The sequence below is a fragment of the Marseilla massiliensis genome, assembly GCF_016899955.1.
Taxonomy (GTDB): domain Bacteria; phylum Bacteroidota; class Bacteroidia; order Bacteroidales; family Bacteroidaceae; genus Prevotella; species Prevotella intestinigallinarum.
Map to the genome: position 1 here is coordinate 52439 of NZ_JACJJL010000015.1, position 19867 is coordinate 72305.

Sequence of the window (19867 nt, forward strand, 5' to 3'; positions counted from 1 at the left end):
CATTAATGATTTATAGGTTGATTATTATTGGCATGTTTTTTACGCACATCAACTAACTTAATCTCGAAAGTTTGGCCATCTTCGGTTATCTGCACATTCTGTACAGCACAAAACTCGATTGGCAACTTGTCATCGGACATGTCCATTTTGAAGTTGCCGTTTGCATCATGGAAAACATAGATGGCCTGCTTTCCAAGAGGAAACTCATTCAGACAAATTGTAACAACACTATCGGAAGCCTCCGCCATACCGTAATGCTTGCCATTGGCTGTTGCAAGTAGCACTTTTCCTTGCTTATTCGGAATATTCGAAATTCTAAAGGAAACAGACTTGGCTGTTTGAGCAAATAGTGGTCGCACTCCCACTATTGAGAACATCATGACCACGATGGATAATAACTTTTTCATACACTTTAATTTTAACTGATTTATACTACAACCTGTCGACAGACGAAAGAAATGGAAACATTATCCATATCAATTCTTGCACAAATATAAATAGATTTATTTTATAAACCAAATTATATGATGAGTTTTTTGACGTAATATTGAATTAGGCGTGATTTCGATGAATTAATCTCCCAAAAGAGCGCGACAATCATTATCTCAATATAGAAAAAGCCCTTTTCATATCTATAGCTTGGAATATATGCGCCCGGTTTTCGCGTCGCTCGGCTTCAACGTCGAGGGAGGGGAGTTCGTCTATGCCAAGAAGGACAAGGTCAACCCGTCGCAGCAAATAGACATCGTGCAGAAGCTCTCTTCCATGGGGCTGCCCATCGATGACGACGATCTCTATGATACGTTCTGTGTCAAGAAGCCCGACAACTACGAACAGCTCAAGGCTGAGAAACAGGCCGAAAAGGAAGCCGCACGCAAGGCCTTGGCTTCTCTGCCATCCCAAGACTCCCGGCCTTCCCGGAATGCCAGTCAAAAATCATTCAAGCAGCGTTTGAACGGTTTTTTCGGCATCGCCCCGGAGCATCCCGGGGCTTGACAGTCCAAGACATTGACGGCCTGTATTATGGCGAGGGGCACTGCTCCTGCTGCCATCCCCACTTCCCCTCCCCACATGGGAGGTCGGCAGGGGCTTCCTTTTCTTTCTCCGCCGATGTGCTGGCCGCGTTCATGCGCAAGGTATATCGGGGATTCGATACGGCCGCCGGGGTCGAGCCGGCCATGTGGCGCGAGGTCTTGCGCATCGTCAACTCCGCCACGGTGGAGGGGCTTGCCGAAGCCGGGGCGCCGCCTACCCACGAAACAGGCTTCTATGCCGCGCTGAGGCATTCCAACGAGGTTTTCGCCGCGTTCAAGGTGCACAACATGGGGCGGCTAATGGCATCCAGGCTCATCGGCGCGGACGGCAAGCTCAAGCCGTTCGGCAAATGGGCGGAGGAAGTGGCCCCCATCACGTCGCACCATGTCGGGGCATGGCTGCGCACGGAGTACGACACGGCACTCATACGCGCCCATAACGCCGCCGACTGGCGAAGGTTCGAACGCGACAAGGACGTGATGCCAAACCTGCGCTGGATGCCTACCACGTCGCCAACACCCGAAAGCTCGCACCGCGCCTTTTGGGAACTACGCCTCACGCTGCCTGTCGGCGACCCGTTTTGGAACGAACATCATCCGGGCGACCGCTGGAACTGCAAATGCTCCCTCGAGCAGACCGACGAACCGGCAACGCCGGAACTCAAGGCGGAATTCGACGGGCTCAGGCCGCAGCGCGGACTGGAAAACAACACCGGGCGCGACGGACGCACCTTCAGCGACAATCACCCGTATTTCCCTGAATCGTGCGCCAAGTGCGGCTTCTACCGTAAGGCCAACATCAAGAACCGCATCCTCGGAGGCTTCACCAACCGCCAAAAGGACTGCTACAACTGCCCCTTCATTGACGGATGCCTGTATGGTACTGAAAAAGGGGAGATAAAGGATATAAAGAAAGCGGCAAGGCAAACGCTCCAGGGTGCATCTCTCTCTCACCCTGACTTTAATGGCAAGATTACTGTCTCAAGGCGAAGTATAGACGAATGGACCAACCAGCCGCATATACATTATGCTGAGAAAAACAGGATGCTTCTATATATCGACGACGTTCTAAAACAATCAAAGTACTTGGGACCAGGAAACGACAAAACAGATGGGAATGTTACTATCCATCTCTTTGAGACATCAATACGTGGCGATAAAACTTGGATTATTGTGAAAGAATACACAGACGGGAATACTATCCTCTACAGCATTTCAGACAGTGCCAATATATTGAAATCGCTGAGAAAATGAAAAAGTCCCAAGTCACGGCTGGAACTACAATCCAGCATAGACAAGGAACTTTTCCGCTACAAAGATAGCAATTTATTCTCAACAACAAGCATGAACGGACAAAATATTACTGCCATGGAGGCAAAAGACATAGAAAAATTGGTCAGAAAGGCAAAAGACGACATTGAAAAGGAGGTGCGCGACCGGCTGCCGCGTAAGGTCGGCATAACGGCCGTAAACCATTTCCGGCAGAACTTCCGCGATGCCGGATGGCGAGACAACGGACTGCATCCCTGGAAAAAGACGCGAAGGCAGCAGGGCGGCGAACCTGACGCAAAATACACGCCGCTGACTTCACGGCGCGACCACCTCATGCGCTACCTCCAGTACGAGCAGACCGCACCGGGAGAGGTCACCGTCACATACCCGTGCCATACGCGGCCAGTAGAAAAGAGATTTTTAGGAATAAATAGTCATAAATAACTATTGCTGGTTTTACACCTAAATACTTATCTGTTTCTACTTATGATTACAACAGATGTAACCTTCCTGGTCATATGCTTTTCTTTCTTTATGAATTAATTCTATTAACCTTTGCAATTCAAGTATATCTGATTTGATATCCTTAAAATGTTCACACTGTTCATCATATCTTTTACGAGAACCAGACTTCAAACGGGATTCAATATCATCCGGTATTAAATAGGAAGAACGCTCTTTGCCTAAATATTGCCGAAACTCAAAGAGAAATATGCTGATTCCAGCCAGATCAAAGTCGCCGAAGTGAAGATAATGGTTGGAAATAGTGCACAGCCATCTTCTAAGGTCGGTCGACTGAGGATACCGGGATACAAACAGCACTTTGTCTGAAAGTCCATGAGCATGAAGATACTCCTCAAAGAATCTGCGCTGCCTACGGATCATACTGAAATTTTCCATATTCTCGACACCAATTACTACGACATCTTCGGGAATTGTAAATTTCTTCCAATCTGAGACAAAGAGGAAGCTTCCTTCTTGCGGATTTACCGGGAATGGTTCTCCACCAAGGAAACACTCGACACGTTCATAACTGTTTACAGGAAACCCAGGGCAGGAACGAATCATAACAAGTTTGGAGTTTCCTGTTTCCGTTGCCATTAAAGCACGGGAATCGTAAGTGCACAAGTGACGCTCGACAAGAACAACGCCATCACTTATGTACACGTGATTGAGGCTCCGGGGAAGACCAAAGACAATCTTTATGTACTGCTTAACTATTGGTTTACTGCGACCTTCAACGACGCAAATGCGGTCATAAAGTTGAACGACAAGGCATTGGGCACCATCATCGCACAGGGCCATGTTGCCGACATTGCACAGCATGCAGGAGGCACCAGCGCCTACAACGTCAGCATCAGTCCTGTAATCAAGTGTGACATAAAGGACGAAAGAGTCCGTGTCACCTACACCGTACCTTACTACAAGGTTGTACGCACCATCGGCGGCGGATGGATGAGTGCCCTGGGCGGCGGCAATAGCCGCCAGACTCAAACTGATGAGAACTGGGCTATAGACAAATGTTTCCCCTTTGCAAAGAAAGACTCTCACAAGAAAACCTCATGCAAGGCCCTTGTCATGGCTCACGCTTACTCAAATGTGGTGATGGACAAGATTGAAGAGTGCATAACGAACGGACTCTCCGGCAACGAAGGGAGCGACTGGTAGAACCGTAAACGCTAACGCTTTACATAATCAGGGAGATGCATGCCATGAGTATGCACCTCCCTTTCTTTTTGTTTTTGCCGCCTGCCATGACACCGCCCACAATGCAGCATGGAGCTTGCCTGGGTTACATCGCGCCTGAATAGAATGATATGATAAAACAAGATCATATATCTTAATATATAATGAATGTTATAAGATTTCGTGAAGTCAAGCCAATTCCGTAACTTTGCATTATCATCATGAACGAAATTCATATCATACTTACAATATATCTCATTGCCATCAACATCGCAACCTTCTTTGTATATGGCATTGACAAGTGGAAGGCAAGGCGTTCCAAGTGGCGCATCCCCGAGTCCACGCTGCTCACGCTTGCGGTTTTGGGTGGCAGCATTGGCGCTTTTATCGGCATGAGAACATGGTACCACAAGACGATGCACAATAAATTCAAGTACGGTGTGCCATTGATTATCAATCTGCAAGTGGTCTTAGCCGTATATATTTACATAAGATTTCACTGAAATTGCGGAAAGCATGAAATACATATTGGCAATAGACTCATTCAAAGGCAGCCTGTCGTCTGCTGAGGTTGAGGAAGCCTTGGCACGCTCGCTGTATAAATATGGTGCAGAAGTGGTTTCCATTACAATGTCGGATGGTGGCGAAGGAATGCTCGAAGCATTCACGGAGGCAATGCATGGCAATATAGTGGAGGCACAGGTGCACGACCCGCTCATGCGCCCCATCACGGCACAATATGGCATAGCTAATGACGGAACTGCAATAATTGAGACTTCAAGGGCTTGCGGACTGACCCTGATGACGGAAGAAGAGCGTAACCCGATGGTGGCAACCACCTACGGTGTGGGCGAACTCGTGGCGCATGCCGTGAAGCAGGGCGCTCAAAACTTCATCATCGGTCTTGGAGGAAGCGGAACAAGCGATGTAGGCATTGGCATGTTGAAGGCAATGACCGATATCTTTGCAAAAGGAGAAACGATAGACCGGGTGATTAAACACACATTGAAGGATTGCAAATTCACGCTTGCCTCCGATGTCCGCAATCCGCTTTACGGTGAGAATGGGGCCGCGCAGGTCTTTGCGAAACAAAAAGGGGCAAACGAAGAAATGATTGCCAAGCTTGATGAGAGAGCGCAGCGCTTTGCCGGTTTTTCATACCGCCACTTCGGCTTCGACCGTTCAAACGCGCCAGGGGCAGGGGCTGCTGGCGGGTTGGGCTATGCTTTCATGCAATATTTTGGCGGGAAGGCCGTGTCGGGAGCCGACCTCCTACTCGACATCATTGACTTTGACCGACTCATTGCCGACGCCGACGTCATCATCACGGGCGAGGGCCGTGCCGATGGGCAGACGTTGATGGGCAAACTACCTGAACGCATACTGCAAAGGGCAAAGAAACATAAAATACCCGTATGGCTTGTTGCCGGGCAAGCAAAAGACAAAGAACGCCTGCTTGCTGCCGGCTTTACAAAAGCGGTAGGCATAACGCCAGAAGGAATGGACATGGACGAGGCAATGAACCCCGACGTGGCAAAAGACAATATACGACGATGGGCAGAAACAGTGAAACAATAAACAAAGACTATGGCAAACAAAAGAGAATACGCGGCAGCCAACAAGCGTTGGCTGGAAGAGAAATCACAAGAGGAAGGAGTGAAAGCGCTCCCAAAGGGAATCTACTATAAAGTATTGGCAGAAGGAAAGAACGATGGCGTTCACCCCTCTCCAAGAAGCATTGTGACAGCTCACTATACGGGGCGCACAATCGATGGCAAGCAGTTTGACTCCAGCCGTGGCGGTGCTCCACTCGCTGTACGCCTTTGTGACCTCATCGAAGGGTGGATCATAGCCATGCAGTATATGTGTGTGGCCGACAAATGGGAGGTGTATATCCCGTCGGAGATGGGCTACGGCAAGTTTTCACAGCCTGGCATCCCCGGTGGCAGCACGCTCATCTTTGAGATAGAGTTGTTGGGGATAGCATAGACAATCGCCACCAGGGAGCCAATGATAATATGTTTGCCCAATAAACAAATACTGGTTTTTGTCGTCTGGAATGACTGCCGACTTTGTATAAGGCGCTTCGAACTACTGCAAAGCAAAGTCGGCAGCCAATCTGACGACAACAAGAGCGGGCGTTCGGAATGCATTTTAGGAATGTCATAACGAACGTCCGACGGCCTATCAATTGTTGGTAAAGCCGCAAAGCCAATGCGAGCAACAAACTCAATCCAGCCGAGAGGGATTGCCAGCAAGGTCATAATAGAGTCGCGACAGGTTTCCTTCCCAATCTACAGGCTGCATATACCCGTTACCAACCACTGCCGGAAGAATTGATTTCATGCGTGGGATGGCAAGCGGCAGGAACGAACCGCAATGCGGCACGACAACCCTCAGGTTCGGATAGCGCACCAGAACGTTCCGCGACAGCATATTCACTATGGCACGAGTGGTTTCCGCGGGATACTCGTACATGGCAAGTGGTGTGATGCGGATGATGTTTTCCGGGTAGGGAGTGGGCCGGTGAGGATGGACAATGACTACGGCATGGCGTTCATTCAACACCTCCATCAACGGGTCAAGCTCCGGGTCTCCCAGATACTGCCCGCGGCTGTTGGTTGCCAGCTTGATGCCGTCGGCACGCAAGGTGCCAAGCGCATAGATGGCCTCACGTATGGCAGCATCCACATCAGGCAAAGGAAGGGCGGCACAGAACAAGAAACGTCCCGGGTGCTTTTCCTTTGTTTCCGCCGCCACCTCGTTAACATGACGTATGCAGGCAGCACTCTCCACACCATCGCCGTAATACGGTTGCGGGGCAGGCATGGTCAATACGGCGCAACCAATACCAGCGCTGTCCATGAAGGAAATATGGTTTTCTGCCTCCCATTCGGGCAGCGGGAACGTTTCCTCAAGCTCTGCGCCATGCCTACGCAAAAGTTCCTTGTATTCCGACAGTATGATGTGCGTATGTACATCTACCGCCATCTGCGCATGAACCATGATGTTTGACATTAAGGCTGTCAGCCCAATTATGATTCGCTTCATTCGCATAAGCCTATTTGTTGGTCAGCGCTTCCTGGTCGGCGGGATATCGTGCGCCAATGATTTCAATGCTGTCAAGATGCCGACGTATATCGGCCAGTTCCTCAGCAGTAAAACAAACGTCTACCCCTCCTATATTCTCTTTGATGCGTTCTATCCGTTTCGTGCCTGGGATAGGAACTATCCACGGCTTTTGTGCCAGCAGCCAGCCGATGGCAATACGTGCGGGAGTCGTTTCCTTCTTGCGAGCCAGCTCCTCCACATATTCCACCAAAGCCACATTGTGTTGCATGTTCTCGGGCTGGAAACGCGGGATGGTGGAACGGAAATCCGTCGTTTCAAACGTAGTGTTGCGGTCGAAGCGCCCTGTCAGCATGGCTTTCCCCAGCGGACTGAACGGCACGAAGCCTATGCCCAGTTCCTCAAGCGTGGGCAGCAGCTCATTTTCCACCTGGCGATACCAAAGGGAGTATTCGCTCTGCACGGCCGTAAGCGGACAGACGGCATGGGCGCGTCGCACTGTGGCGGGTGCCGCTTCCGACAATCCCCAATGCAACACCTTGCCCTCTTTGATGAGCGAGGCAACCGTATCAGCCACCTCCTCTATAGGAGTGTCGGGGTCCACCCGATGCTGATAATACAGGTCGATGTGGTCGGTACGGAGGCGTCGGAGCGAGCCCTCTACCGCCTTGCGGATGGTGGCAGGCTTGCTCGACAGGCTTACGGGACGTGCCGATGTATTGAGGTCGGGCATGTTCACCAGGTCGTAGCCGAATTTTGTGGCGATGACCACCTTGTCGCGTACCGGTTCCAGTGCTTCGCCCACCAACTCTTCATTCTTGAACGCGCTGTAGACCTCTGCCGTATCAAAGAACGCAACACCCAACTCCACTGCTTCACGCAAGGTAGCTATGGCTTCCTTCCTGTCGGGATATGGCGGATAGCTCTGCGTAAACCCCATGCATCCAAGCCCTACTGCCGAAACCTCCAATCCCTGCTTGCCCAATATTCTCTTTTTCATAACAATAATAACTTTAAGTTGTTTCCTTATTGCAAAAGTAAAGGGATATCATGGAAAATCACACATCCCATTTACGGATAAAACAAACGTGTTTACTGTATATGGCAGATGATACACCACACGGCAATCAACATCATTTCCGTATATCGCGCATACCAAAGTGACGCCATAGGTCAACTGCCACATTGTTTACATTGCCAAACACATTCAGCCTATTGACGAATTTTCAAAGCGTCGGCTCCGGATTGTTCAAACCTGTGGGCACAGCTAATCATTCGATGAGAGTGTAACCGTCACATTGCCATTTCCCAACGCTGATTTCAACCGTGTGCCGTCCGCATTGTCTATCCGCCCAACCCGGGTAAAGTTCCACGAATTGGTAGAATAATAAATCACCAGATACTTTCCCTGGTAAAGAATGATGTCACCGGGCCCTGTTGTTGTCTGCCTGTCATTGCGGGGGAGGTTTGTGCCAAGCGGCCCAACTTTTTCCATGTTACCGTAATCCTCCATTTCCACGGTTACGTCTCCTTTAGACAGCAACGCCATCAAAGCGTCAGCTGACGAATTATCCACCAAAGTGGCTGTGAATGTCTCGCCGCCTTTGATGGTCAGTCTGATTGAATTTGTTTTCATACTATTGTCATTTTCATTTGATTGCCCGAATATCGGTAATGATACCAACATACAAGTCAACAGTTGTACGACTTTCCTGACTTTCATATTATATATTTGATTCTGTTTTCCGGCTCCACCATTTTTACATGGCAAGGAAGCCAATGAACCCACTTAAACTTTCTCCGAAAAGTTTTTTTTGCCTCATTCCGAGGTTCTTTTCGGTCAGTTTCTTCCCCGTCATTCGTCACGTAGCCCGCTACGCTCTTCTTTCCGGCAAAGAAACAGCCACGAAAACATTACTCGGGCTGAAGTCGCAAAAAGTTTAAATGAGTCCAATAATCCGTTTTGTAAATGCCTTCATTGCGACGCATTATCATACAGAGAAGAATAGACAGAAGGGATGAGGACTGTGCTGTTCCTCATCCGTCTGTTTTTACTACTTATAAGATTCCTCATACACATTCACGATGTCTGCGTCAGACATCTGGACACGGTCACTGGTGAACATGACGCCCATCACTTCGCGGGTGTTGCGCATCAACGTTTCAAACTCTTCGGGAACTATACCATAATCCGACATCTTCAAGTCGGCTACTCCACAGGCCTCCTGCAGTCGGGTCAGTGCAGTAAGGAAGTCTTCCGGCTTAGAGGCTTCCGTCATGCCCATTGCCTGTGCCATGCGGATGAATCGGTCATCGCATGCATGGTGTTCGATGAAGTATTTGTAATAGGCACGGCTCACCATTATCAGTCCTGCGCCGTGAGGCAGGTTGGGATGATAGGCCGAAAGCGCATGTTCCAATGCATGCTCACTGGTTATAAGCGTCAGGCACATCACACCGCCAGACAATGTGTTGCCAAAAGCAACGCGTGTACGGGCCTCAATATCATTTCCGTCCTTAATGGCACGGGGCAAATATTCGGCAATGTTACGGATGGCCTCGAGGGCATACATGTCACTCATCAGGTTGGCACCTTTGGCTATATATCCCTCTGTGCTGTGGAACAAAGCATCGAAACCTTGGTATGCAGTGAATGTTGCCGGTACGCTTTTCATCAGTTCCGCATCGACAATGGATAGAACGGGGAACAGCGACGCGTCTCCCACAAAAGCTTTTTCAAACGTATCTTCCTTTGTGATAACGCCCGAGCTGTCGGTCTCCGACCCCGTACCCGCAGTGGTAGTAATGGCTATGATTGGCAACGGCCTTACGGCAATGGGCAGTCCTTTTCCTGAACCGATGGGCACGTAATCCCACAGTTCGCCTTCGTTCGTTGCCATCACGGCAATGGCCTTGGCACAGTCCATGACACTTCCGCCACCAAGCGCTACGAGAAAGTCACAATCATTGTCGCGTGCCACCTTTGCCCCTGCATTGACATTACCGACAGAGGGATTGGGAGCGACACCGTCGAAAACGAATGTTTCCACGCCCGCCCTGTGCAATTGCTCTTCCGTGCGGGCAAGGTAACCGTTGGCACGGGTCGATTTCCCGTTTGAGATAATTATCAGCGCACGTCTGCCCGGCATTGGTTGATCACCTAATTTGTTCAACATCCCTTCACCAAACATCACACGTGTTGGGATGTACATGTCGTAATTGTTGTTTGTTTCCATATATTACTCGTTGATTAAATTGTTGCAATGTCACTCAAATTTCCTTCCGCACAGATTCCGACCTTGCGTGCATAGATGTTTAGACAATGGTTTATGGCCCACCCATCCGCATCCCGGCAGTTAGAACAACTGCGCAAAGTATCTATGCTGCCACTCATAATCGCTTGTGAAGTAATTTTGGTGCAAAGATAACAGACTGCCTCCGTAAATGGGATAACGCATTTACGGAGGATTGTAACCGAATTACGGATTGTTTCCCACACCCCGTTCTCACCATAAAGAAGGTGGATTATGAATTGCCTCACCTACAGGACTTTGTTAGGAATGCACCACATTGCACAGCAAGGCATCCAACAACGAGAAAAACAACAATAATCGTGCAAACCAGAGGCCGACCATCGCGACAGGACATCGGCGCCATATATGCCACACGCTGCCACGGCACAGCATACAAAGAAACATAAAAGGAACAAAATGCAAACGTAAGTTGTTCGCGGCAGTAAGTGCCTTACGATAAGCAGTACGCACGATTTCTTTAGGCGAGGGAAACCGTGCGTATGCAGAGCATTTGCCACCTTGACCGGTTTGACGCAGAAGAGCGTTGAGTAAAGCCTCTTGTCAAGCCGAATATTCGCAACGTGCATGTGGCTTTTACAGATTCATGCAAAACCACAAATGCTTACGCTTGTCTACTTAACCACCCCAAGCCAGCCAATCACCTCAACTGCATTCGATACTCATTAGGGGTGCATCCGGCAACCTTCTTGAACAGACGGCTCAAGTGATGGGGATATTGAAAACCAACTTCATAAGCTATCTCGCTGACAGTTTTGTTTGTTACCAACAGCCGGTCTTTCACTTTGCTGATTATTGCCTGGTGAATGTATTCGATGGCCGACTTTCCCGTCTGCTTCTTAACAAGGTCGCCAAAGTAGTTGGCTGAGAAATGAAGCTGGTCGGCGCACCAGGCCACAGAGGGCAATCCGAGCTCTATTGGCTTCCTGGAGTCGAAATAACCATTCAGCAAAGCTTCAAACCTTGTAAGGACATCAGAATTGATAACCTCGCGGGTTGCAAATTGCCTGTCGTAGAAACGAAGGCAATGGTTAAGCAAAACTTCTATGTTGGAAATAATGATGCTGCGGCTGTGCTTATCGATAGGGTGGCGAAGCTCCTCCTCTATCTCTTCGAAACAATTGAAGATTGTCTGCCGCTCACGCTCCGACATGTGCAACGCCTCATTCACTTCATACGAAAAGAAGGTGTATTCCTTCATCTTGCGGGCAAACAACGTACCACGTATCAAGTCCGGATGGAATAGCAACGCATAGCCTTGCGGGTGCAGGGTCTCTCCGTCATCATCGATACCTCCCACTTGTCCCGGGGCAATAAACACCAGAGTTCCTTCCTGGTAATCATACTTATTGCGCCCGTAAGAAATGGGGCCGTGTATTTTCTCTTTCAAGAAGATGGCATAGAAACCGAAACATTTGCAACGGTGCTTCAAAACCTCCACCTTGGAAAAATCGACTATGCCCACCAAGGGATTCAGTGTTTCCAGTCCCAAAAACTCATTATAGTCGTTGATTGTCTGCAAGTCTAATATTTCACCCATGCTTTTTCACCTTTTTCGTTTTACTGCTCAAAAGTACGGAATTATTCCCAAAGCCAATTCAGTTTTGCAACTCATTCTGTAAAATAGGTAGGAGATTCTGTGAAATTGGTTCGCAACGTTTCGTTTGCAGTGCTGTTCGCCCAAATTGGTGCATCAATCTGTAATTTATGTATAAGCAAAAACAGCCAAACAGTATAATTTTGCACACGAAAAATAACACATAAACAATATGAATCCATTCATAAGATTTATTAAAAACTGGACCTTGCCTATCGGCATGACATGCGGCGTGATGGGATTTATGGCATTCCACAATATACCTCAACTGTCGCCAGCAACCGCTCAAACACAGAAAGCCACCGCAGAGCCATTGCGGAAAGAGGCTTCAACGACATTGCCACTGTCGACATCATGGACGAGGACGGAAGCCTGGACATACCCGTCGGCGACAACACCCACATACAGTTTGACCGTGTGGGCAGCCATATTGCCAACTATGATTTCCTTATCAACATCGCTCACTTTAAGGGGCACGCGATGGGCGGCTTCGGCGGTGTGCTGAAAAACCAAAGCATCGGGATGGCTTCGCGCGAAGGCAAGACACTGATACACACTGCCGGCGACTACGAGAACCCCAACCAGGTATTCAACAACCGGCAAGGTCAAGACGCCTTTCTCGAATCGATGGCTGCGGCAGCACAGGCCGTTCACAACTATTTCGGCGGCAGGGTGATATACATCAATGTGATGAACAACCTTTCGGTTGACTGCGACTGCGACGGTAGCCCTTCGGCACCACAGATGCGCGACATCGGTATATTGGCCTCGCTCGACCCCGTAGCCCTCGACAAGGCGTGCCTCGACCTTGTGTTCAACCACCAGTCTACGGCCAACGATGACAGCAGGCCGCTGATACAACGCATTAACCGGCAGCACGGCACGCACATTGTTGAATATGCAGAACAGATTGGCCTTGGTACGACGGCCTACAACCTGATAGACATTGACGAAGAAAGCGGCATACACAATGTGGCCGATGACAACTTAAGGTATAATGTGTACACCACAGAAGGGCTGAAAGTGCTCACCAATGCCAAAAGCCTCGGTTCATTGAAACCCGGTATATATATAGTAAACGGGAGGAAACAGACCGTAAGGTGAATTGCAACCGATATGAGAGGGCCGGCAGAATGCCGCCCAGAATGTTTATAATCCATCCCCATCCGCTTTCGTTGCCAATGGTTGGACAAACTGAAAAGACTGTCCTGCCAAGCCACAACGAAAGCGTTTTTTGGTTTGTGCCAATCACAAATGCAAAGAAACGGACACACAACAAGTGTGTGCATTGGCTGCCGATGAGGGGATGGGCACTGCTGACGGCCGACGGATGATAAAAAAGACAACACGTTTTCACCCCAACAGGGCAACATTACGCATAGCTATGGCATCAGAGCGCACCGGCCATAACGTCACAATGGATGTACAAAGGCGTGCGCAAGCAGATAAAACAAGTGAAACGTTAGGCTGTTTCATTAATTATTTGTAACTTTGCCTTCACAACAAACACAACGACACACATGATTAAGATATATGGAATGGCAACCTGCCCAGACTGCACATACGTTGACGAGCAGGTGAAAGGCAATGGTAAGTATGATGTGATAGACATTGGCGCACACGTTAAATACATGAAAGAGTTTTTGCGCTTGCGCGATGCCAATCCGGCGTTTGACGCAGCCAAGCGCTCGGGAGCGGTGGGAATACCCTGCTTCGTGCTCGAAGACGGAACGGTGACGTTGAGGCCAGAAGATGCAGGCTTGCGTTCGCGCTCAAACGAATATGAAGGTGCTGCATGCAGCCTCGACGGCAGCGGTTGTTAAACAAGACCGGTTGGTTTGCATATTCACTATTTATAAATAATATTTTGGGGCATGAACAATGCTGACAAACCAAGGTGCAGCTGGTGTAACATGGATAACCCGGCTTACGTTGCATACCACGACGAGGAATGGGGAGTGGCTGTGCACAACGACAACAAGCTCTTCGAGATGCTGCTGCTTGAAACATTCCAAGCCGGACTGTCATGGGAGTGTGTCTTGAACAAACGCGAGGCTTTCCGCAAGGCGTTCGACGGTTTCGACTACAACATCATTGCCAACTATGACGAAAACAAACTGGCAGAACTGCACAACGACAAAGGCATAATACGCAACCGACTGAAAATTAAGGCTGCCGTGACCAACGCCAAGGTCTTCATAGGCATTCAGCATGAGCATGGGTCGTTCGACAGATATATCTGGGAGTTCACCGACGGGAAGACAATTCATGAGACAGGCTGTGCCACATCGCCCCTGTCTGACCGAATCTCCAAAGAACTTCGACGATTGGGCATGAAGTTTGTTGGTAGCACGATAATATATTCCTACCTGCAGGCCATAGGGATAATAAACTCACACGAGCCTACGTGCTGGTGTGCCACATGATTTCCGCCAAACAACATGGCTTGCCCAAATGGCAGTGATGGCGTGATGGACATGCAGAAGTTATGACACGGGGGCATAACTTCTGGATGTCCATCATGCTCTCACTCTCCACATGAAATATGGGACGGCAGAGATAAACACCGCGCGGGCTTCCAGGCATTGGGCCGTGGAACCAGCACCGTAAACTCAGCCCGGAACGCTCGCGTTGCAACGTGCATATATATAGTTTTTGTTATATATCACAGAGAATACATAAAGCAGAGAAACAAGCTATGGGTCATTCGTTTTTCAGGATAAAAATCTGATAGCGAAACATTCTCTACGTTTATAAAACGTCTGGAAGAATAGATATCCAGGTTGGATATGCCATACCCCACCCCAATTGCAATGTCAGTGAAACTAAGATTGACACCTCCCTTAACGCTCCAAAATATCCATTCACCCTTATTTGTAGATTTATATTTTGACTTGCTGCCAAAAGTGTTATAATTGAAATAATCAATATACACACCTGTATGAGGAATCAGAATTTGCGCTCCACATTCGCCCTGAAAGGATATTGCATATTTGCCTAATTTAAACAAAGACGGTGTAGACAATAGAATTGAAGGGCGCAAATAGACTTTCCCTATCTCTTTGTCCGACTCACTTAACTTCCAAGAAGTCCACTGCCCGGAAGCTTTACCGTGAGGAAGATAGTCATTGTACCATTGATTGAAATAACCGATTCCGCTACCAATACCTAAATATGGAAGCAGCATATAATGATATGAAAACTCCCCATCATACGCATCATTAGTATTGAGTCCTGCCGTAAATGCAATGCGCGACCTTTTCATCGAGGGTTGAGCATAAGAGCAAATATGCAAAAGAAGCAATGTTACAATATAAGTAAACTTTTTATGCATGTCTGTGTTTTTATGTATAAACCGCTTAATTAACACTTACCTGGAAAAGAAACAATTAAATAGCCGGACCATCGTTTGGTATTACCTGTGTCTATTCAGACTCTTTTATGTTTTGCGACACCCACATTCCGATGTCCTGCTTGCCCAAAGCCGCAGCCATCAAGTCGGGAAACTTGTCAGGCGTACAGGCAAAAGTCGGCACCCCCAACGATGCCAGGAACTCTGCATGGTGCTTGTCGTAGCTCGGAGCGCCATCGTCATTCAAGGCTGGCAACACTATCAGCTGAACCCCACTGGCTACAATGGAAGCGAACCGTTTGCGCATCTCGATGTCATTGCCACCTTCGTATAGGTCGGTCACCAATACAAGCACAGTATCCTGAGGCCGTGTAATGACTCCCTGACAATATGCCAACGCACGCGCTATGTCCGTGCCCCCACCCAACTGCACACCAAAAAGCAGATCGACGGGGTCTTGCAAGTCGTCGGTCAGGTCGACAACAGAAGTATCAAACACCACCATGCGGGTGCTCACCGACGGTATCGATGCAAGCACCGAGCCAAATATGCCGGAGTAGACAACAGATGTTCCCATGGATCCACTCTGGTCAAGACACAGTATGATATCTTTCAAAGCCCTGCGTTTACGGCCATAGCCGATTCTCACTTCGGGTATTATTGTCTTGTAATCCGGTTGATAGTTCTTGAGGTTCTTCACTATGGTTGTCTTCCAATCAATCTCGTTGTAGCGCGGATTGCGGCGCCGCGACGAGCGGTTGAGCGCTCCCGTGACAGCTTGCTGCATAGGCGACGACAACTTGCGCAGCAGCTCGTCAACAACCTTGCGCACTACCTGGCGTGCCACATCTTTGTTTTTTTCGGGGATGGCACGCCCCAGCGACATCAGCGTTGCAACGAGATGGACGTCGGGAACTACCGTTGCCAACATCTCCTTCTCTGTCAGTAATGAATCGATGTGCAAACGCTTGATTGCATCACGCTGTATAATCTGGACGACAGTCTGGGGGAAGAACTCCCTGATATCGCCGAGCCAGCGGCTTACCTTCGGGGCCGAAGCCCCAAGGCCGCCACGCAAACCGCCATCGTAGACGGCTTCAAGCGAACGGTCGAGACGTTGCTCCTCGACGGTCAATGCCACCCCTGTACCGTCGGCCTCATTGCCTCCGAGTATCAAACGCCAACGCTTTAAGTATTCAGATTTCATATTACAATAAGATTACTTTATCTCCAATCCCAACAAACTACATACCAACGGCAATACCTTTTGCGCTTCGGCATCGTTGCACGAAGTGCCGACAGAAACAGACGAGGCCTTACTGTTTTCTTCATACCCCCTTGCCTTCTCGCCCAGTTTGCGGCGTTCAACTGAAGTAAACAGACTGAAGGTGCGCCTGATGATGGGCAGAAGTTCTTTAAAATCGGCATCAGACAGATCACAAACCCAGCCATTGACCAGTTCCCACAAGTGGTCATCAAGCAACAGCAGCGACCCGGACGACCGAAGGAATCCCTCGAACCAGTATGCAATATCGGCCGTGGCATTTCCAACAGAAGAGTAAAAACGAAGTGCATCGTGCATCCGTTCATGCGAAACGAGACCTTTGTCATGAAGCAGCCGTGTAGCGTAACCGGAAAGCAACGGATGGACATTTGACGCACTTCCGACCTTGCCAAGAAACTCACACCACATGGAATTAAGCTCACTGTCGTTCAGTGTGGCAACGGCATAATCTGTTGCAGCCAGATGTTCAAGCAAATCTGAAGCAGCATCTTCGTCGATGTTGATGCAGACAAGTAGCCCACCTGCCAATATTCTGGCTATCATGGCCTGCAACATATTGGCAACCTGAGAGAAGTCAAGGTTGCGCACATTGCCATAGCGCACAATGCCCACAAGGTCGGGCACGGCTTCCAGCATCTCGACAATGTCTGTAGAACCGGCCGACAAACCGTCAAGTCGTGTTGTCATAGCCCCAACGACATCAGGCAAGTCGGCAGGGATTACCAAGTTCAACAGATGGGTCAATTCAGGCATATAACGTATGTCTTCCATACGGTGCAACAGATATTTCTGCACGGCCTCATGCAGAGTGTTGCCCCATATTGCCCTTTCAATTATGCAGACAATATGCTCCGGCTTATGGTATAGCGTCCATCGCTCCTTGAATGTTCCCTTTCCTTCTGCCACACCCAGTGTTGCCCAATCTATTCCGAGCAATGAAAGCCGATGGAAAAACAGGCTGCGCTCCAAGTCGTTTGGCTTGCGAAGGTCGAGCGTAAGTTCCTTTATCTCGGCAGTGAACGGCACGCGCAGACGCTTTTGCAGGCGCTCGACATCAATAAGCAACGGCACCTTTGGCACAGCGTCGGGCACATGGCCCAAACGGTCGCCTACAACCATCGACTCGCCGATGAGCCTCAGCAGAATGTCATCGCCAAAGCCCATTACAGCCACAACAGCCTCATTGTATTCGGCGAGGCTCGGTGAGGACAGCCCCCGCAACGCCGCCGAAGCCTGAGCCAGACGCACGGCCTCAATGACATGGGCAACGGAAATGTCCATGTTCTTCTCGCGAAGCAGGCCGGCCACACGGCTTACCCATAACGTGCCGTCGTCATCAGGATGCTTCCATATGTAATCATACCATCCCGGCGACGAGATGCCGGCACCGTATCCGCTACGCAACATGAGCCTGTCGTATGTCCATGGAATCCAAGTACATTCAACCTTAACCTTTGAAAGACCTTTAAGCAACTGATTGTCGTCCTTAACCTTAGCCTGACATGCCAATGCCGGCAAATGCCACGCTCCGCACACAACGGCAATACAGCCAAAGCCATCTTTCTGTGCGGCGCGAAGCATACGCCTCATCCATGCCTCACGGATAAGGTCACGATGTGAAGCGTTGTCGCTGTCGGCCGCACCACGCAGGGCTGTAACGGCCTCTCTGACAGCATCGAACACACCGGTGTTATCGCGCCGCTGCTCGATTGTCATGTCCCACCATGACTCTCCATCGGAAAAACCGGCTGCCACAGCAAGCAGGTCGAAGGGGTCGGACGGCTCTTCCGCCTGCTGTGCGCCATCGTCAGACATTGCCAACGAATAAGACAACGGCAAGTCGAAAAAGCGCAACTCAACATTCTCACGCAGCGCATAACGCATCGTTTGCCATTCCGGCGAAAATTCTGCAAACGGATAGAATACCGCACGCTGTGGTGCATCAGGCTGATAGCCCAACAGCGCCACCGGCGGTTGCATTCCGACATCGCCTACAAATGGCATCATGGCGTCAGCCTCGGCCGGTCCTTCGAGCAGAATCAAGTCGGGGCGCAATTGCTCCAGTGCCCCAACTACGTTACGGCACGACCCCGGCCCGTGGTGCCTTATTCCCAATAGATGAACGTCTGCCATATCATTATCAACTATTTTTTAAACAAGCAAGGCCACTTACATCATCTCTCTTGACGCGCGGTAGATATCTTTCCAGCCGTCACGGTTTTTGACAACGGTCTCCATATACTCCTGCCAAACCACCTTGTCTTGTACAGGATCTTTCACCACGGCTCCAAGTATGCCCGAAACGAGGTCGGAGGCATGTATCTGTCCGTCGCCGAAATAGCCTGCCATGGCCAAGCCATTGTTCACCACGGAAATGGCTTCGGCCGTGCTCAGCGTACCACTCGGTGACTTCAGCTTTGTCTTGCCGTCTGCAGTGGCTCCCTGGCGCAACTCCCTGAAAATGGTGACCACACGCCTAATCTCGTCCAACGCAGGCTTCTCTGCCGGCAGTTCCATCACCTTTTCAAAGCTTTCCACCCTGCGCCTCACTATGTCAACCTCTTCGTCGATAGTGTCGGGCAGCGGTAATATAACAGTGTTGAAGCGTCGCTTGAGGGCACTCGACAAGTCATTGACACCTTTGTCGCGGTTGTTGGCCGTGGCAATGATGTTGAACCCCTTCACTGCCTGAACCTCGCGGTTAAGCTCAGGTATGGGCAATGTTTTCTCTGAAAGTATGGTAATGAGCGTGTCCTGTACGTCGGAGCCGATTCGCGTCAACTCTTCGATGCGCCCAATCTTGCCCTCCTGCATGGCTTTCATCACTGGAGTCTGGACGAGAGCCCCCTCTGTGGGCCCCTCTGCCAACAGGCGGGCATAGTTCCAGCCATAGCGTATGGCCTCCTCGCCCGTACCGGCTGTGCCCTGAACAATCAGGGTAGAGTTGCCGGATATGGCCGCAGCAATATGCTCACTCACCCAACTCTTTGCCGTGCCAGGCAAGCCATAGAGAAGTAAAGCCCGGTCTGTCACAAGCGTTGCGACAGCTATTTCCATCAAACGTCGATTGCCAATGTATTTCGGAGTGACTATAAAGCCATCCTTCAATGTGCCGCCCATCAAATAAGTGACCACAGACTGGGGTGACATTTCCCAGTTTTCGGGCACCGGGTAGGCCTCGTTCTTTTTCAATTCATGCAGTTCCTCAGCAAACTGCTGCTCGGCATGTTGCCTTAATAATGTGCTCATATCATTCAGTTT

General features: G+C 49.7%; 21 protein-coding genes. 10 read left to right on the forward strand and 11 right to left on the reverse strand.

Annotated elements, in window-relative coordinates; all coding sequences use genetic code 11:
• Positions 1 to 2 precede the first annotated feature (2 nt).
• Positions 3 to 407: a DUF2141 domain-containing protein gene (locus tag H6B30_RS09810; protein WP_205110097.1), complete on the reverse strand. Its 405-nt coding sequence runs from the start codon at positions 405 to 407 to the stop codon at positions 3 to 5.
• Between the two features lie 241 nt (positions 408 to 648).
• Between H6B30_RS09810 and H6B30_RS09815 the strand changes: the two genes are divergently transcribed.
• From H6B30_RS09815 to H6B30_RS09825, 3 genes are all read left to right on the forward strand, one after another.
• Entirely contained in the window at positions 649 to 996 is a 348-nt protein-coding gene (locus H6B30_RS09815; RefSeq protein WP_205110099.1) for a phage portal protein family protein, read from the forward strand.
• On the forward strand, positions 993 to 2288 hold the full coding sequence (locus H6B30_RS09820) for an LPD3 domain-containing protein (protein WP_205110101.1): 1296 nt from the start codon (positions 993 to 995) through the stop codon (positions 2286 to 2288). Before H6B30_RS09815 ends, H6B30_RS09820 begins: the two co-directional genes overlap by 4 nt.
• A 90-nt stretch (positions 2289 to 2378) precedes the next feature.
• Positions 2379 to 2750 carry a hypothetical protein gene (locus tag H6B30_RS09825; RefSeq protein ID WP_205110103.1) on the forward strand — a complete coding sequence of 124 codons (372 nt, stop codon included), beginning with the start codon at positions 2379 to 2381 and terminating at the stop codon, positions 2748 to 2750.
• A 36-nt stretch (positions 2751 to 2786) separates the two neighbouring features.
• Here the strand turns inward: H6B30_RS09825 and H6B30_RS09830 are convergent, their stop codons facing one another.
• On the reverse strand, positions 2787 to 3407 hold the full coding sequence (locus tag H6B30_RS09830) for a DUF7281 domain-containing protein (protein WP_239483857.1): 621 nt from the start codon (positions 3405 to 3407) through the stop codon (positions 2787 to 2789).
• A 27-nt stretch (positions 3408 to 3434) separates the two neighbouring features.
• Between H6B30_RS09830 and H6B30_RS09835 the strand changes: the two genes are divergently transcribed.
• From H6B30_RS09835 to H6B30_RS09850, 4 genes are all read left to right on the forward strand, one after another.
• Positions 3435 to 3974 carry a DUF4468 domain-containing protein gene (locus H6B30_RS09835; protein WP_338088979.1) on the forward strand — a complete coding sequence of 180 codons (540 nt, stop codon included), beginning with the start codon at positions 3435 to 3437 and terminating at the stop codon, positions 3972 to 3974.
• A gap of 239 nt (positions 3975 to 4213) precedes the next feature.
• A complete protein-coding gene (locus H6B30_RS09840) occupies positions 4214 to 4495 on the forward strand; it encodes a DUF1294 domain-containing protein (RefSeq protein ID WP_205110105.1) in 282 nt (93 codons plus the stop codon).
• Between the two features lie 13 nt (positions 4496 to 4508).
• Positions 4509 to 5570 (forward strand): glycerate kinase family protein, encoded by a 1062-nt coding sequence (locus H6B30_RS09845; protein WP_205110107.1) that lies wholly within the window; start codon positions 4509 to 4511, stop codon positions 5568 to 5570.
• A gap of 9 nt (positions 5571 to 5579) precedes the next feature.
• Positions 5580 to 5981: an FKBP-type peptidyl-prolyl cis-trans isomerase gene (locus H6B30_RS09850; RefSeq protein WP_205110109.1), complete on the forward strand. Its 402-nt coding sequence runs from the start codon at positions 5580 to 5582 to the stop codon at positions 5979 to 5981.
• Between the two features lie 240 nt (positions 5982 to 6221).
• Here the strand turns inward: H6B30_RS09850 and H6B30_RS09855 are convergent, their stop codons facing one another.
• The 5 genes from H6B30_RS09855 to H6B30_RS09875 form a co-directional block, all read right to left on the reverse strand.
• Positions 6222 to 7043, reverse strand: a complete 822-nt coding sequence (locus H6B30_RS09855; RefSeq protein WP_205110111.1) for an amidohydrolase family protein — start codon at positions 7041 to 7043, stop codon at positions 6222 to 6224.
• 10 nt (positions 7044 to 7053) lie between these two features.
• Positions 7054 to 8061, reverse strand: a complete 1008-nt coding sequence (locus tag H6B30_RS09860) for an aldo/keto reductase (RefSeq protein ID WP_205110113.1) — start codon at positions 8059 to 8061, stop codon at positions 7054 to 7056.
• A gap of 267 nt (positions 8062 to 8328) precedes the next feature.
• Complete coding sequence (locus H6B30_RS09865; RefSeq protein ID WP_205110115.1) at positions 8329 to 8784, reverse strand: cyclophilin-like fold protein; 456 nt, start codon at positions 8782 to 8784, stop codon at positions 8329 to 8331.
• 331 nt (positions 8785 to 9115) lie between these two features.
• Positions 9116 to 10297, reverse strand: coding sequence for an iron-containing alcohol dehydrogenase (locus H6B30_RS09870; protein ID WP_205110117.1), 1182 nt, complete (start codon positions 10295 to 10297; stop codon positions 9116 to 9118).
• Between the two features lie 715 nt (positions 10298 to 11012).
• Entirely contained in the window at positions 11013 to 11912 is a 900-nt protein-coding gene (locus H6B30_RS09875) for a helix-turn-helix domain-containing protein (RefSeq protein WP_205110119.1), read from the reverse strand.
• A gap of 282 nt (positions 11913 to 12194) precedes the next feature.
• On the opposite strand from H6B30_RS09875, the gene H6B30_RS09880 reads away from it, so the two are divergent.
• The 3 genes from H6B30_RS09880 (at position 12195) to H6B30_RS09890 (ending at position 14395) form a co-directional block, all read left to right on the forward strand.
• A complete protein-coding gene (locus H6B30_RS09880; RefSeq protein ID WP_205110121.1) occupies positions 12195 to 13073 on the forward strand; it encodes a DUF362 domain-containing protein in 879 nt (292 codons plus the stop codon).
• Positions 13074 to 13489: 416 nt separating this feature from the next.
• Positions 13490 to 13792 carry a glutaredoxin-related protein gene (locus tag H6B30_RS09885; protein ID WP_205110122.1) on the forward strand — a complete coding sequence of 101 codons (303 nt, stop codon included), beginning with the start codon at positions 13490 to 13492 and terminating at the stop codon, positions 13790 to 13792.
• A 51-nt stretch (positions 13793 to 13843) separates the two neighbouring features.
• Complete coding sequence (locus H6B30_RS09890) at positions 13844 to 14395, forward strand: DNA-3-methyladenine glycosylase I (RefSeq protein ID WP_205110124.1); 552 nt, start codon at positions 13844 to 13846, stop codon at positions 14393 to 14395.
• A gap of 239 nt (positions 14396 to 14634) precedes the next feature.
• Here the strand turns inward: H6B30_RS09890 and H6B30_RS09895 are convergent, their stop codons facing one another.
• The 4 genes from H6B30_RS09895 to H6B30_RS09910 form a co-directional block, all read right to left on the reverse strand.
• Positions 14635 to 15303 carry a hypothetical protein gene (locus H6B30_RS09895; protein WP_205110126.1) on the reverse strand — a complete coding sequence of 223 codons (669 nt, stop codon included), beginning with the start codon at positions 15301 to 15303 and terminating at the stop codon, positions 14635 to 14637.
• A 91-nt stretch (positions 15304 to 15394) separates the two neighbouring features.
• Positions 15395 to 16528, reverse strand: a complete 1134-nt coding sequence (locus tag H6B30_RS09900; protein ID WP_205110128.1) for a vWA domain-containing protein — start codon at positions 16526 to 16528, stop codon at positions 15395 to 15397.
• A gap of 12 nt (positions 16529 to 16540) precedes the next feature.
• Entirely contained in the window at positions 16541 to 18739 is a 2199-nt protein-coding gene (locus H6B30_RS09905; RefSeq protein WP_205110130.1) for a DUF5682 family protein, read from the reverse strand.
• Positions 18740 to 18775: 36 nt separating this feature from the next.
• Positions 18776 to 19855 (reverse strand): ATP-binding protein, encoded by a 1080-nt coding sequence (locus H6B30_RS09910; RefSeq protein WP_205110132.1) that lies wholly within the window; start codon positions 19853 to 19855, stop codon positions 18776 to 18778.
• Between the last annotated feature and the right edge of the window lie 12 nt (positions 19856 to 19867).